This is a genomic window from Streptomyces sp. NPDC059355, from assembly GCF_042752335.1.
Classification (GTDB): Bacteria; Actinomycetota; Actinomycetes; order Streptomycetales; family Streptomycetaceae; genus Streptomyces.
In genome coordinates this window covers 147,796-161,297 of sequence record NZ_JBHYXN010000008.1, presented here as the reverse complement: position 1 = coordinate 161,297, position 13,502 = coordinate 147,796, and the positions used below count along the sequence as shown (strand labels likewise).

At 72.1% G+C, this 13,502-nt stretch carries 9 protein-coding genes; 2 read left to right on the top strand and 7 right to left on the bottom strand.

Annotated elements, in window-relative coordinates:
* Window positions 1-1,031 precede the first annotated feature (1,031 nt).
* The 4 genes from ACFXGI_RS10745 to ACFXGI_RS10730 all read right to left on the bottom strand — a co-directional run bounded on the left by ACFXGI_RS10745 (window position 1,032) and on the right by ACFXGI_RS10730 (window position 6,876).
* Complete coding sequence (locus ACFXGI_RS10745; protein WP_384705069.1) at window positions 1,032-1,604, bottom strand: hypothetical protein; 573 nt, start codon at window positions 1,602-1,604, stop codon at window positions 1,032-1,034.
* Window positions 1,605-2,129: 525 nt separating this feature from the next.
* Window positions 2,130-3,587, bottom strand: a complete 1,458-nt coding sequence (locus tag ACFXGI_RS10740) for a recombinase family protein (RefSeq protein WP_384705068.1) — start codon at window positions 3,585-3,587, stop codon at window positions 2,130-2,132.
* 647 nt (window positions 3,588-4,234) lie between these two features.
* Window positions 4,235-6,229, bottom strand: coding sequence for a DUF5107 domain-containing protein (locus ACFXGI_RS10735; protein WP_384705067.1), 1,995 nt, complete (start codon window positions 6,227-6,229; stop codon window positions 4,235-4,237).
* 89 nt (window positions 6,230-6,318) lie between these two features.
* Window positions 6,319-6,876: a GNAT family N-acetyltransferase gene (locus tag ACFXGI_RS10730; protein ID WP_384705066.1), complete on the bottom strand. Its 558-nt coding sequence runs from the start codon at window positions 6,874-6,876 to the stop codon at window positions 6,319-6,321.
* Window positions 6,877-6,887: 11 nt separating this feature from the next.
* Between ACFXGI_RS10730 and ACFXGI_RS10725 the strand changes: the two genes are divergently transcribed.
* Together ACFXGI_RS10725 and ACFXGI_RS10720 are read left to right on the top strand one after the other, a co-directional pair.
* Window positions 6,888-7,625: a hypothetical protein gene (locus tag ACFXGI_RS10725; RefSeq protein ID WP_384705126.1), complete on the top strand. Its 738-nt coding sequence runs from the start codon at window positions 6,888-6,890 to the stop codon at window positions 7,623-7,625.
* 121 nt (window positions 7,626-7,746) lie between these two features.
* A complete protein-coding gene (locus tag ACFXGI_RS10720) occupies window positions 7,747-9,063 on the top strand; it encodes a serine hydrolase domain-containing protein (RefSeq protein ID WP_384705065.1) in 1,317 nt (438 codons plus the stop codon).
* 3 nt (window positions 9,064-9,066) lie between these two features.
* Here ACFXGI_RS10720 and ACFXGI_RS10715 read toward each other — a convergent pair whose 3' ends face one another.
* The 3 genes from ACFXGI_RS10715 to ACFXGI_RS10705 are packed head-to-tail and all read right to left on the bottom strand — an operon-like array spanning window position 9,067 to window position 13,286.
* Window positions 9,067-11,079 (bottom strand): prolyl oligopeptidase family serine peptidase, encoded by a 2,013-nt coding sequence (locus tag ACFXGI_RS10715; protein WP_384705064.1) that lies wholly within the window; start codon window positions 11,077-11,079, stop codon window positions 9,067-9,069.
* A gap of 13 nt (window positions 11,080-11,092) precedes the next feature.
* A complete protein-coding gene (locus tag ACFXGI_RS10710) occupies window positions 11,093-12,451 on the bottom strand; it encodes a M20/M25/M40 family metallo-hydrolase (protein WP_384705063.1) in 1,359 nt (452 codons plus the stop codon).
* A gap of 1 nt (window position 12,452) precedes the next feature.
* Complete coding sequence (locus tag ACFXGI_RS10705; RefSeq protein WP_384705062.1) at window positions 12,453-13,286, bottom strand: M55 family metallopeptidase; 834 nt, start codon at window positions 13,284-13,286, stop codon at window positions 12,453-12,455.
* Window positions 13,287-13,502: the final 216 nt, after the last annotated feature.

Sequence of the window (13,502 nt, the reverse complement as noted above, 5' to 3'; positions counted from 1 at the left end):
GGGAGCAGACGACCGCACCATGTGCACGGGCGGTCGTCTGGCTTGGGTGGGGTGGGCACGTCGGCCATTGTGATTCCTGTCTGTCGTCTCGACTTCCTGTCGAATTAGGGGCAAATGGAAAGCGCCGTCCACTGGACGGCGCTTCGAAAGTCAGAGGTCCCTGCGACGGAGCCAGCCGCGGAGCGCGGAGGAGAGAAACGCCTCAACGCAGCAGGCTCGACGTCGCAGGGGCCAGCGTGCACCGGGAAAGGCGGCCGGTCCACGCGATCATGAAGAGGGTCAGCGCCGCGCCACTCGCCTACGCGTTTTCCCTCGCTACTAGGGTTATGGGGGGAGGCCTGCACCAAATAGCGATTCTGAGGCATTCGTCCCCGATATGGTTACGGAGTCGTTACGCAATGCCCAGCATTTGAGATATCGGGGATGTTGGCGCTATATCCCACCCGTTCACCTCCTGTGGGACCGCGCGGGGCGCACTTCGAATATCGCTGCGAAACACGCTGGTCGTCGGCCGCACAGTCGATCGTGACCCAGCGTGACGACGCTCCGCCCCAGCCAATTTGACCCCCGATCACCCGAAAGCCCTGAGCGGCCACCTAAGGGCCGCACGATCCAAGTCGCGCCCTAGCCCCATCTGGGCCGCCAAAGTGCCCCACGGGCCCGCCTACGGCCTCCTGAGGCTCGCCTCGTCCACCCTGTCCGCCCCTCGTCGACGCGCCGCCCTCCGCGCTCGTCGACAGGGCCGAATCGATGCCGGAATTACAAACTGACCCCCTACTTCCAACTCTTCTATAGCGCGTTAGAGAGAAGTTGGAAGTAAGGGGCTAGTTTGGCCCTTTCGACCCTGATTCGGCGCCTGACCTGCGGAAATAGCAGGGTCAAACTTCGCGCCGGTTTGGTCACTCGGACACGGGTGACGTGGCGACGGATGGGCGGAACGGACGAATCGGACTCACGGGCTGCCGGAGACGGCAACGGCCGGACGTCCCCCGCGAAGGGAACGCCCGGCCGTCGGTTACTCGTTGTAGCGGCTACTCCGTCACGAAGGCGCGGGGGCCGTGGACGCGACGCCCCTCGTCGATACAACCGGCGTGCACCGGCCACCACGTCTCGCCGGCTTCGACGACGTCCATGAAGTCGTCATCGTCGGCAGGCTCCCCGCAGTGGTGGCACGACAGGTCTAGGTAGCGGCACTGCCCGCACAGAATGTCTCCGTGGCGGCCCGGTTCGACGTAGACCTCCAGCTTTACCGAGCAGAGCTCGCAGACTCCGGCGTCGGCCGGCGGAGTGTGGACGGGGATGCCTGCGGCGAGCGCTTCGGCCAGGAGCACCAGCGGGGTGAAGTCGTCGGCCTCCCACTCCAGCGGCGCCAGGTACAGGGCCCCAAAGTCCTGTGTCCGGTAGTAATCGTGGCTGGCGAAAGTTGCCGGGGCGCCGACCTGATCCGCGACGGTCCGGGCGTAGCGGCGGAGCGCCTGATAGCCGTCTTCGGTCAAGGTGGGCCCGATCACGAGCACGGGGGCGGCAGGGGTGATGTCGGTTGCGGCCGTGCATGCCGGGTGAGCAAATATCTGCCCCCCGTCGACGGTACCGACGGGGATCATGGCGCCGCCTTCGCTGGCGCACTCGACGCAAGCGTGACCTTCAAGCATGGCGGGTGTGAGGGCGGTCGTGTGTGTCACTATGGAGCCTCTCTACGAGACAACAGGCCCCCGTCACTGACTTCCCGGTCCGGCGGGGGTTTGTTGCGTGCCGGTCTTGTGGCCACAAACGTAGGGTTCTTGTGGCCACAAAGCAAGGGCTGTGCGTCGTGGCTTTGTGGCCACAAGTGCGCTACCGTGACGCCATGCCTGATGAGAGTGAGTACGACCCTGCGCGCCGCGTCCGCATGCCAGATGGCGAGTGGGAGCCGTTCCTAGCGGCCGCCAAGGCGATGCATCCCGACGGCCGAAGTCCCCGCGGCAAGGTGTTGCGCGAATTCGTGCGCTGGTACCTGCGGCGGCCAGGGGTGCCGCTTCCCGAGCGACCGCCGGCCGGTCCCTGGTCTGCCGCCTCCGTTGGTGAGTGAGGCGCACGCAGGCACCCGTCAGTCATGACGGGTGCCTCTCTGTTGTGTGGCTGTGTCCGCGCTAGTTCACTTGGTCCGCGGGATCGTCGGGCGTCCACAGCACCCGGACGCGCTCCGGATCAAACAGCTTGGGGCCCTTGCGTCCAGCAAGGATGACGATCTCCATGAAGGCGGCTCTGAGCATGGCTCGTTGATCATCAACCAGCGCGCCGCGGAACACTTCCTCGCATGTTCGCCCACTGTCGACCAGCGTCACGAGACGCTCCGGAGCTTCAGCCGTCAGCCTGTCTCGGCGCTCCTGGAGTCGCTGAAGCCGGGTGAATCCTTCGGCTGTCGCGCTTGACGCTAGCTCCCTCAACGCGTCCGCAATGTCCGACTCGATAATCGACAGCTCCGCGGCGTTGGACACCCGCACTTCCTCCCGGAAATAGGGGAGCCACCCAACCGACGCCAAGTACAGTCCCGTCACGTGATCTTCGATCATGGGCGCTGAGATGCTCACGGGGCGCTCGCACACGCCACCCTGGGAGCGAGTTTGGCAGCGGTAGATCACGCCGGCCTGACGTCGCGCCACGGTCAAAGGGGTGGGGCATCCGACGCAGGACAGCAGGCCGGAAAGGATGCGCGCGGGGTGCCTCCCTGTTGCCTTCGGGCGCGTCGGGTCCGGCTTCAGCGCCGCGCGAATCGCAACCGATTGTTCCGGCGCCAAGATCGCTTCGTAGGGCGCGGCGATCTCCCCCTCCTCGTTGCGTAGCAACTCGCCGTTGATGGTCACGCGCCCCAGGACAGCGTCACCGCACAGAACCTTGGTGAGGGTGACACGGCTCCACTCCCGTGCTCGTCGAGGTTTGACGCCTTCGTGATTTAGGGCGCGGCACACGAGTGTGAGCGGGTCGCCGCTCAGCACGCGATTCGCGGCGTCCTGGATCGCCTTGGCTTCGGCCGGCTCCACTGCGAGCGACTTGCCGGGCCCGTCAGGGTTGTCCACCACCTGATACCCGAAGGGCGGCGTACCCCCGGGCCATCGCCCTTTGCGGCGCAAGCGACGTACCGACGAGCGTGTCCGGTCCCGCATTCGTTCCCGTTCGCTGCGGGCTACCTCCGCCTGGAGGACGAACCTGAAGCGGAACGCGTCTCCGTGGGTACTGTCGATGCCTCTCGCGTCCATGAGTCGCACGGGTGCGTGTGCAACCCTGCCGGTGAGGGAGTCCTTCCCCTCCACGACGTCGAGTAGCGTCGCCGCTACGTTGAGCCCTTCGCGGGTGAGTCGATCCACGTGAGGGGTTACCAGGACGTCAGCCCGCTCCTGCCTGGCATCTGCGATCCATTCCTGGAACTCGGGGCGATCACGGAACCCGCCGGACAGGCCGTCGTCGACGTGTAGTGCAACCTCTTCCAACCCCTCCTTCGCGCATAGCTCGCGAAGTTCCGAGATCATGCCCTCAAGACTGGCGTTCGTCTCGTCGGCCTTCATCGACAGCCGTACGTACAACGACGCGCGATTGCGCTTGCGCTGCATACCCTCCCCTTAGCTCCCCGGCCAACGATAGGGCCGAAGACATGCTTATGAGGGCAACTCGGGGGTGTCGAAGGTCCGCGTGACGACGGAGGCGGCCCCGAAGAGCGCCCCCGCCCGCTCGGGACCCCGGGGCCCGTCCGTCAGATTGTCCCAGCGCATGAGCGCCTCCCTCGGTGTCTCGGCCCCGAGAATAGAACAAACGTTCCCATGATCGTGCGAGGGGTGACGGACCGGCCCTGGTCCCCGTACGACTCGTCGGGGCGCAACCCGGGGCCGCGGCCGGCTGCGCTTGGGTCGCCCTGGGCGACTCGTGCACCGCCGGGGTGGCCGGCGCCGGCTGCGGCGCCGCCACGACCCAGGACCGCCGGCATCCTCCTCACGTGTCTGGAGCCGGGAGGAGGCAGTGGCGGCGTGGGCACGCCGTGCAGGGACGAACCGCCCGCGAGCATCCCGGGCCGGCCGGCCGAGGTGGGCAAGGAGTACGGAGGGATGAGGGCGTCTTCGACGACGACCGGCCGGCCCTTGCGCACCCCGGCGCCCAGGGCCACCGCAACGCCGCCCACCACGTCGCGTCGGCGATCCTGAACGCCATTGCGCCGCGCTGACGAACGACGCCCCCCGCCCACGGTCCCCCAGGGGCCGTGGATCTACGTCGGCGGGCGCATCCGGAAGTCGTACGTCGCGGGGAGCGGCCGGTGCGTTATGCGGGACCAGACCTCCGACAGGATCTCGTCGCCCTCGCGCAGGTCCGGGAGTTCGAAGCCGTCCTCGAACACCCGGCGGGCCGCGCCCACATGGCCCTCCGCCGCCAGCAGCCGCGCCGCCAGCAGGCGGAACCGGCCCTCCTCGCGCAGTGCCGGCCGCAGCCGGTCCCACACCGCCCGCGCCGCCGGCAGCCGGCCGGCCGCCAGCAGCGTCGTCATCGCCTCCCGCCCCAGCGCGGACTCCGCGGCCGTCCACGGCTCGCCGCCCCGGCTCTCCTCGGCCAGGTCCTCGAAGGCCTCGGCGTACCGCTGCGCCGCCCGCGCCGGATCGCCGGCCAGCGCGTCCGCCACCGCCAGGCAGCGCAGCAGCGGCCACCGCGAGGGCGCCAGCGCCAGCCCGCGCTCCCAGCTGCGCACCGCCTGCGCCACATCACCCGCGTGCCACTGGGCCACGCCCAGGTGGTACTCGGTCAGCGGATCCGCCGGGGCCGTCTCCAGCATGTCCCGCCAGTGCGGGGCGACCAGGCTGGGCCCCGGCGGCGCCACCCGCCGCGGGGCGGGGAAGACCCCGGTGCGCCACAGCTCCAGCCAGGGTGCCTGGGCCTCGCCGAGCCCCGTCTCGTCGAACGGGGTGCCGGGCAGCTCGTACCCGCCGCACAGCACCTCCAGCGCACCCCAGCCCGAGCCCGCCGCCAGCCGCTCCCCGGGTTCGGTGTCGGCGGCCCCGCGCCACGCCTCGTACGCCTCCTCGACCCGCTCCCGGGGCAGTGCGGCCGCCAGGGCCGCCTCGGCGGCGGAGCGGGCCGACGCCCAGTCGGGGCCGTGCACCGGCCCCGGGTCCGCGGCCAGCGGTCCGTACGCCTCCAGCCAGCTGAACTCCGACCCGGCCTCCAGCCGCACGTGCTCCAGCTGGGTCCGGGCGAGACCCGCCTGGATCTCGGCGTAGCCGCCGGTGCCGGGCTCGGTCAGCCACTCCTGCCACCGCCGGCCGCCCTCCCCCGAGCCCCACACGAACAGCTTGCGCCCGCGCAGCAGGGCCGTGGAGGTCTGGACGAGCCCGCGCCCCTCGGCGTCGAGCGACGCGATCCACGGCCGGGCCCCGTCCGGGACCTCGTAGAAGAAGTCGGCCGGGTACTCGCTGCGCAGCGGGTACGTGCGGTCCTCGTCCTCCCAACGCGGTACGGGGATCCGCCGCAGCGTGCGCTCGTACCCGAAGTGCCAGGCCTCGTCGGCGGGGGCGAGCACCCGCGTGCCGGGATCCTCCGGGACGGCGATGTTGGACCACCAGTACACGGGGGCGGTCCGTTCGTGCGGGTTGCGGACGCGCACGCCGACGTACAGGAACTCCGAGTCCTGCGGCAGCCACAGGTCCACCTGGAAGGGGAGGTCGCGCAGCCGCTCCCACTCCCAGAGCCGGACCATGACGCCCCCGTCGGGCGCCGGTACGAGTGCGGCGTGCAACGGGGAGCAGGAGAGGGTGGTGTGGCCGGTGGCGCCGATGTTCCACTCGATGCCGCCCGAGAACCAGGCGCCGTTGAGGGCGAAGTTGGCGGGCTGGAACACCGGGTTTCGGTAGAGGAGTTCCCGGCCGGTGGGCACGTGGACGAGCGAGTGGACGCGGCCGCCGAGTCCGGGCAGCACCGTGACCCGCAGGTGCGCGTTCTCGAGGACGATCGCCTCGAACTCGCCTTCCCGCCTGCTCCGTCGGTACCCGTCCCGCAGCCGTACGGGCAGCAGCGAGTGCAACGGCTCGTACCCGATCTGCCGGGCCATGTCGCGCGGCAGCCCCTCGCGCCAGGGGGCACCTCCCGGCGGTAGCCGGGGGAGCTCGTCGAGCGTGTGCGCGTCGACGGGCGCGCGCAGTACGGGCAGCGGGTTCTCGGGGCCCAACGGGGCTGCGGGCAGGTTCAGTACGGCGCGGCGGACGGTGGTGGCCATGCAGGAAATGGAACACGCCGGGGCGGCCGGTGCACAGGGGTTCCGCGGATCACCACCGGTCAGGATTACGCAAAGCCCTGGCCGGAGCGCTACGCGCCGGGCATCTCGGCGGTCATCGCCCAGCGTTCGTGGTCGCGCCAGGCGCCGTCGACGAAGAGGAAGTCCGGCGAGAACCCCTCCTGCCGGAAACCGGCTCCGCGGACCAGCGCGAGCGAGGCCGCGTTGCCCGGCTGGATGTTGGCCTCCAGGCGGTGCAGACCCAGACCGCCCTCGTCCTCGGCGGCGAAGGCCTGCGCCACGACGAGCCCCAGCGCCTCGCGGAACAGGCCCCGCCCGGCGGCGTGCGCGAAGGCGCCGTAGCCGAGCGCACCGCAGTCGAAGGCCCCGTGGACGATGTTGTTGATGTTGACGAAGCCGGCGATGGCCCCGGTCCCGCGCTCGCACACCAGGAAGCCCACCCGGCCGGCGCCCTCGATGAGCGGTGTCGCGTACGCCTCGTACTCCTCGGCCGTCGCCGGTGGGTTCAGCCAGGGGTGGTGGAGGTGCCGGCTCTCGTGCACGCGTGCGGTGAACTCGGGGCCGTCGGCCAGCCGGAAGGGCCGCAGCCCGACGTGCTCCCCCTCGCGGAGGTACGTGGAATATGACATCCCCCCAGGCTATGAGCTGTGGCAGGCTACCCCGGGTGATCATCGAGAAGGACACCGAAGAACTGCTGCGCGCGGCCGTACGCAACAACGCGGAGTGGTGCGCGGCGGTGAGCGGGGGCGGCGCGTTCGCGGCCGACGCGTGGACCAGCGCGCGCCGCACCCCGACGTACTACCCCGACGGCGTGACCCTGACCAGGGAGGCCTCGGCGGAGGCGCTGCTGGCCGCGATGGACACCGGGTCCCCCGGCTGCTCCGTCAAGGACAGCTTCGCCGCGCTGGACCTGGCCCCGGCGGGCTTCGAGGTGCTGTTCGGCGCCGAGTGGATCCACCGGCCGGCGGACGCCCCGGCTCCGGCCGTGCCGGCTACTGCTTTGGCCTGGACCCGCGTCGCGGACGCCGGGGAGCTGGCCGGCTGGGAGGCGGCGTGGGGCGGCGGGGAGGGCACGGGCCTCTTCCACCCGGGCCTGCTCGCGCCGGAGATCGCCTTCCTGGCCGGGAGGTCGGCGGACGGGCGCATCCTCGCCGGGGCCGCCGCCAACCGTACGGGCGCGGTCGTCGGCCTCTCCAACGTCTTCACGGCGGACGGCACCCCCGACGACGAGGCCTGGGCGGGCGCCCTCGCAGCCCTCGCGGAGCTCTGGCCCGGCCTCCCGGTCGTCGGCTACGAGTCCGGGGAGGATCTGGACACGGCCCTCCGCCACGGTTTCACCCCACTGGGCCCGCTCCGCATCTGGCTGCACACGGCTTAGAGGGTGTCCGTGTCCCCAAAGTCCCGCCTGCTCCGCGGCCGGTGGGCCTTTGGGGCGGCCTGGTTCCGGACGCGCTGCTAAAATTTGGATGATTCTGCCCAAATCGGGTTGGGGTGAGTGCATGAGATCCTCCCGATCGCGTCGGCGTACGGCCTTGCTGGCGCCCTGCGCCGCCCTCCTGATCGCGTGGGGCGGCTCTCCGCTCGGCTCGGCCGCACTCGCCGTGGCGCGTGCCGGCCCGTCGCCCACTCCCGTCCCCGCGGCGACGATGACCGCCCCCGCACCCACCCGCATCCCGTCGCCCCTGAAGCCGATCAAGCAGGCCGCCTTCCAGGCCGCCGTCGACCGGGCGGCGAAGAAGCTGACGGTCCCCGGCGCGGTGGTGCTGCTGCGCACCCCGCAGGGCACGTACCGGGCGATCGTCGGCACCTCGGAGCTGGGCAAGGCCACACCCCCGGACACGGGAGACCACTTCCGGATCGCCTCCAACACCAAGACCATGACGGCAGCGCTGATCATGCTCCTCGCCCAGGACGGCAAGCTCCGGCTGACCGACCCGGTGTCCGCCTATGTCCCGGGGGTGCCGAACGGCGAACACATCAGCCTCGCCGAACTCCTGAAGATGCGCAGCGGCCTCTACAACTACACCGGCGCCCCCGAACTCGCGGCGACGCTGGACGCCGACCCGGGCAAGGCCTGGACACCGCAGCAGGTCCTGGCCATCGCCTTCCGGCATCCGCCGAACTTCGCGCCCGGCGCTTCCTACGAGTACTCCAACACCAACTACGCCCTGCTGGGCCTGGTGGCGGAGAAGGCCGGCGGCCGGCCCCTGGCCCGGCAGTTCCGGGACCGGCTGTTCACCCCGCTCGGGCTGAAGGGGACCTTCCTGCCGGCCGCGGACGACCGCTCGCTGCCCGAGCCCTCCGCGCACGGCTACATGTACGGCGGTTCGGCCTACGCCCTGGCCGACGACCCGTACTCCGCCTCGATGCGCGAGGCGGCGCGGACCGGGAAGCTCCGGCCCGTGGACTACACCCGCCAGAACCCCTCCTACGCCACCGCCGCCGGCGGGGCCGTCTCCACCGCCGACGACCTGGCCACCTGGATCCGGTCCCTCGTGACGGGAAAGGTCCTGGACCCCGCGTCCCAACAGCAGTGGCTCCACAGCCCGCAGGCCGAGGACCCGGCCGCGCCCGACGGCCAGGAGTACGGCTACGGCATCGCCCACCAGCGCTTCGGCCCGAACGCCGCGATGTACTACCACGGCGGCGAACTCCCGGGCTTCAACTCCTTCATCGGCCACGATCCGGCCAACGACGTCACGCTCGTGATCTGGACGAACCTCACCGTGGCCCCCGACGGCCGGACCACCGCCCAGGCCCTGCTGCCCACCGTGCTCAACCAGGTCTACACCGGGCTGGACCTCCCCACCGGTTAGGCCCTAGGGCTGTTCCGGCTCCGCTGCCGTGCTCGGCTCCAGGGTCAGCCGCGGGACGTCCGTCCGCTCGATGCCGAACACCTGCGCGTACAGGGAGAGTTCCGCCTCCAGCGCGCGGATCATGGTGTCCGCCCTGCGGAATCCGTGGCCCTCGCCCTCGAAGGCGACGTACGCGTGCGGCACCGGCCGTCCCCGCAGCGCCGCCAGGAAGCGCTCGGCCTGGGCCGGCGGGCAGACCGGGTCCTCCAGCCCTTGCAGCAGCACGAAGGGTGCGGTGATCCGCCCGGCGCGGGCCAGCGGCGAGCGCTCCCGGCACCGTACGGCCAGGGTCTGCGGGGGCCCCGCCAGGCCGTCGATGTAGTGGGACTCCAGGTCGTGGGTCTCCTCGGCGAAGCCCAGCAGGTCCAGCACGGGGTAGATGACCGTCCCGCACGCGTACAGGTCGGTGGCCGCCAGCGAGGCCGCCGCCGTCCAGCCGCCCGCGCTGCCGCCGCGGATGGCGAGCCGGGCCGGGTCGGCGGTGCCCTCGGCGGCCAGTGCCCGGGCCACCGCCGCGCAGTCCTCCACGTCCACGACGCCCCACTGCTCGCGCAGCCGCTCCCGGTAGGCGCGCCCGTAGCCGCTGGAGCCCCCGTAGTTCACCTCAGCCACGCCGATGCCGCGCGAGGTGAAGTACGCGATGTGCAGGTCGAGTACGGGCGGCACGTGGTCGGTGGGGCCGCCGTGCGCCCACACCACGTACGGGGGCAGCTCGTCGGCGGGGGCCCGGCGCGCGGGGTGGTGCGGCGGGTAGATGTGGGCGTGGATCTCGCGGCCGCCCGGGCCGAGGAAGGTCCGGCTCTGCGGTTCGGGGTAGTACGAGGGGTCCACCGGGTCCACCCCGGCCGCGCCGACCACCCGCGCGTGACCGTCCTCGACGTCGAGCTCGACCACCTCGTAGGCGCTGCGCGGGCTGGCCGCGACCCCGTACACGCGGTTGCCGTACGCGGCGAGCGTCGGCTGCCAGGCCGTCCACGGCCCGGCGGCGTCCACCAGGTCGCCGGTCTCCGGGTCGAGGACGCCGAGGACGGAGGAGCCCTGGCCGTGCAGGACGGCGACGAGCCCTCCGGGGAGCGGGGCCAGCCAGCTCAGCCCGGGCTTCCACAGCGGGCCGCCGAACTCCTCCTCGCGCGGGCACAGGTTGACGGCCTCGCCGGTCGCCGGGTCCACGCGGTACGGGTTCCACCAGCCGCTGCGGTCGCTGACGGCGAGCAGGTCCCCGCCGGAGGCCCACTCCACCTGGGCGACGGCCTCCTCGGGGCCGCCGAGCACGGTCCGGGCCCCGGCCAGCGTCCCGTCGGGCCGGACCTCGGCCACCCGCACCTCGGTGCCGTCCCACGGCATCCGCGGGTGGTCCCACACCAGCCAGGCCGCCTGCAGCCCGTCGGGGGAGAGCCGCGGTCCGGTGGTGAACCGGTGCCGGTCGTCGCCGAGTTCGCGTACGAGGGAGCGGTCCTCGGCGGCCGAGCCGTCCAGCGGTACGGCGGCCAGCACCCGGCGCACGTCGGTCGGCGCCGGTCCGGTGAACTCCTCCAGCACGCACCAGACTTCGCCGTCGCGCAGGACGGGGTCGGCCCAGCGCAGTCCGCCGCCGACCGCGGAGACGGGGGTGAGGGGCCGCGGGACGCGGCCCTGGCCGGGCGCGTCGGGCTCGTACGCGTACATCCGCTGGTCGGCGAAGTGGACGAAGACCAACAAGGGCCCGCCCGAAGGGCGTTCGGTACCCGCCCAGGGCCGGCCGCCGTACTCGGTGACCCGGCTGCGGACGTTCCACGGGGCGGGCAGCACCGAGGCCTCGGCGCCGTCGGCGGGCCGGCGCACGAGGGCGCGGCGGCCGCCCTCCGCGGGGCGGGGCTCGGTCCACCACACTTCGGGGCCGACGGTGCCCACGTACTCGGGCCGCCCGTCGAGCGAGGCGGCGACGGCCGCGTCCAGGGGCGAGGGCCAGCTTCCGTAGGGCCCGGTCGGCACCGCCATCACAGAATCACCATCACAGGGTCCGCAGGGCGTGGTCGAGGACGCGCACTCCGAAGTGCAGGGCGTCGACGGGGACCCGCTCGTCGACGCCGTGGAAGAGGGACCAGTAGTCGAAGCCGGGCGGCAGCTTCAGCGGGGAGAAGCCGTAGCCGGTGATCCCGAGCCGGGAGAACTGCTTGGCGTCGGTGCCGCCCGCCATGCAGAACGGCACCACGTGCCCCTCGGGGTCGAAGCGTTCCACGGACTCGCGCAGGATCCCGAACGTCCGCCCGTCCACGGGGGCTTCGAGAGCCACCTCGCGGTGGTGGAACTCCCAGGTGACGTCGGGGCCGGTGAGCTCGTCGAGGGTGGCGATGAACTCGGCCTCGGTGCCGGGCAGCGTCCGGCCGTCCACATACGCGGTGGCCGTACCCGGGATGACGTTGAGCTTGTAACCGGCGCTGAGCATGGTCGGGTTGGCGCTGTTGCGCACGGTCGCCTCGACGAGGAGCCCGGCCGGGCCGAGCTTGCCGAGGACCGCGTCGAGATCGAAGCCGCGAGCGCGGGGATCGACCGACAGGCCCTGGAGCGCGGCGAGACGGGTGATGCAGGCGGCGACGGTGTCGGTGAGCCGGACGGGCCAGCGGTACTCGCCGATCCGGGCCACGGCGCCGGCGAGCCGGCTGACGGCGTTGGCCCGGTTGGGCTTGGAGCCGTGGCCGGCCGCGCCCCGGGCGGTCAACTTCAGCCAGGCGGTGCCGCGTTCGCCGGCCGCGATCGGGTAGAGGGCCTGGCCGGGGCCGTTGTGCACGGTGAAGGCGCCGGATTCGCTCAGGCCCTCCGTGCAGCCCTCGAAGAGGTGCGCGTGCCGGTCGGCGAGGAAGCCCGAGCCGTCGACCGCGCTGTCCTCCTCGTCGGCGGTGTAGGCGATCACGATGTCCCGGCGCGGCCGGACGCCCGCCCGCGCCCAGGCCCGTACGGCGGCCAGCACCATCGCGTCCATGTTCTTCATGTCGACGGCGCCGCGGCCCCAGACCACCCCGTCGCGGATCTCCCCGGAGAAGGGGTCCACGCTCCAGTCGGCCGCCTCGGCGGGGACCACGTCGAGGTGGCCGTGGACGAGGAGGGCCTCGGCGCCGGGGTCGGTTCCCCCGATCCGGGCCACCACGTTGGTGCGGCCGGGCGTGCGCTCCAGCAGGACCGGCTCCAGGCCGGCCGCGGCGAGCCGCTCGGCGACGTACTCGGCGGCGGGGCGCTCGCGGCAGTCGCCGCCGCCCCGGTTCGTGGTGTCGATGCGGATCAGACCGGAGGTGAACTCGACGGCTTCGTCGAGCGCGACCTGGTCGACGGGGGACTTCCGGTCCGCCGCGGACTCCTGGGTGACTGCGGGCATGTCAGCCATACTGCTCCTCCACGGCCGCCGAGACGACCGTCGTGACCGCCTTGAAGGCGCGGATCCCCTCGTACATCGTCTCGGTGGTGTACGCGACCCTGCGCTCCCCGAAGCGTTCGACGCCCGGGACGACGGTGGCGGACATCGCCAGGTGCACGGCGTCGAACTCCAGCTCCACGGTGTACGGACCGCCGCGCACGGGATCCCGGCGCCCGGCGAGGGCCGTGGCCTGCTTGGCGGCGTTCCGGATGTCGGCGGCGGTACGGGCCGGGGTGCGGCAGACGGCGGCGTAGCGGGAGACGTGGTCCTTGACGGCGACCTTCATCGCGTCCGGCGCGTAGCCGTCGGCGTCGACGCAGGTCAGGTCGTCGCCGGTGACGAGGATGACGGGCACTCCGTACTCGGCGACGACGTGCGCGTTGAGCAGCCCCTCGCTCGCGCGGGTGCCGTTCAGCCAGACCCCGGTGATGGAGTTGGCGAGGTAGGTGTGCGCGAGGACCCCCTCGGAGCCGGCGCCCGTGTGGTAGCCGACGAACGCGATGCCGTCGACGTCGCCGTGCTGGACCCCCTCGACCATGGAGAGGGTCTTGTGGCGGCCGGTGAGCAGCTCGGCCCGCTCGTCGAGTTGTTCGAGGAGCAGGTTCCGCATGGTCCAGTGGGCCTCGTTGACGAGGACCTCGTCGGCGCCGCCGTCGAGGAACCCGAGGACGGCCGCGTTCACGTCGGAGGTGAACATGGGGCGGCAGCGCTCCCACTGGGGGGTGCCGGGCAGTACGTCGCCGGGCCAGGTGACGCCCGTGGCGCCTTCCATGTCGGCGGAGACGAGGATCTTCATCGGGCCCCCCGGGCGGTCGGCTGCGCACGGCGCGTCACCGCAGGGCGGCCGACCCCGACGAAGGCGTCCGGGCGGACCTGCACGCTGCTTCCGCGCAGGCGTCCAGCCTAGCCGCCGGGGCTCGCTCCGGCCCGGGGCCACGCCCGGGCCGGCGTCTCGCATCGGCCGGGAAATCCACCCGATCCGGTGAGCCGCCCGGCGCGGGCGGCAGTGCCG

Bases quoted from the DNA above. Each gene is read 5' to 3' on its own strand.
- ACFXGI_RS10725 (WP_384705126.1), top strand. From the start codon at position 6,888: ATGAGCTGTGGCAGGCTACCCCGGGTGATCATCGAGAAGGACACCGAA.
- ACFXGI_RS10735 (WP_384705067.1), bottom strand. From the start codon at position 6,229: ATGGCCACCACCGTCCGCCGCGCCGTACTGAACCTGCCCGCAGCCCCG.
- ACFXGI_RS10730 (WP_384705066.1), bottom strand. From the start codon at position 6,876: ATGTCATATTCCACGTACCTCCGCGAGGGGGAGCACGTCGGGCTGCGG.
- ACFXGI_RS10705 (WP_384705062.1), bottom strand. From the start codon at position 13,286: ATGAAGATCCTCGTCTCCGCCGACATGGAAGGCGCCACGGGCGTCACC.
- ACFXGI_RS10740 (WP_384705068.1), bottom strand. From the start codon at position 3,587: ATGCAGCGCAAGCGCAATCGCGCGTCGTTGTACGTACGGCTGTCGATG.
- ACFXGI_RS10720 (WP_384705065.1), top strand. From the start codon at position 7,747: ATGAGATCCTCCCGATCGCGTCGGCGTACGGCCTTGCTGGCGCCCTGC.
- ACFXGI_RS10715 (WP_384705064.1), bottom strand. From the start codon at position 11,079: ATGGCGGTGCCGACCGGGCCCTACGGAAGCTGGCCCTCGCCCCTGGAC.
- ACFXGI_RS10745 (WP_384705069.1), bottom strand. From the start codon at position 1,604: ATGATCCCCGTCGGTACCGTCGACGGGGGGCAGATATTTGCTCACCCG.
- ACFXGI_RS10710 (WP_384705063.1), bottom strand. From the start codon at position 12,451: ATGCCCGCAGTCACCCAGGAGTCCGCGGCGGACCGGAAGTCCCCCGTC.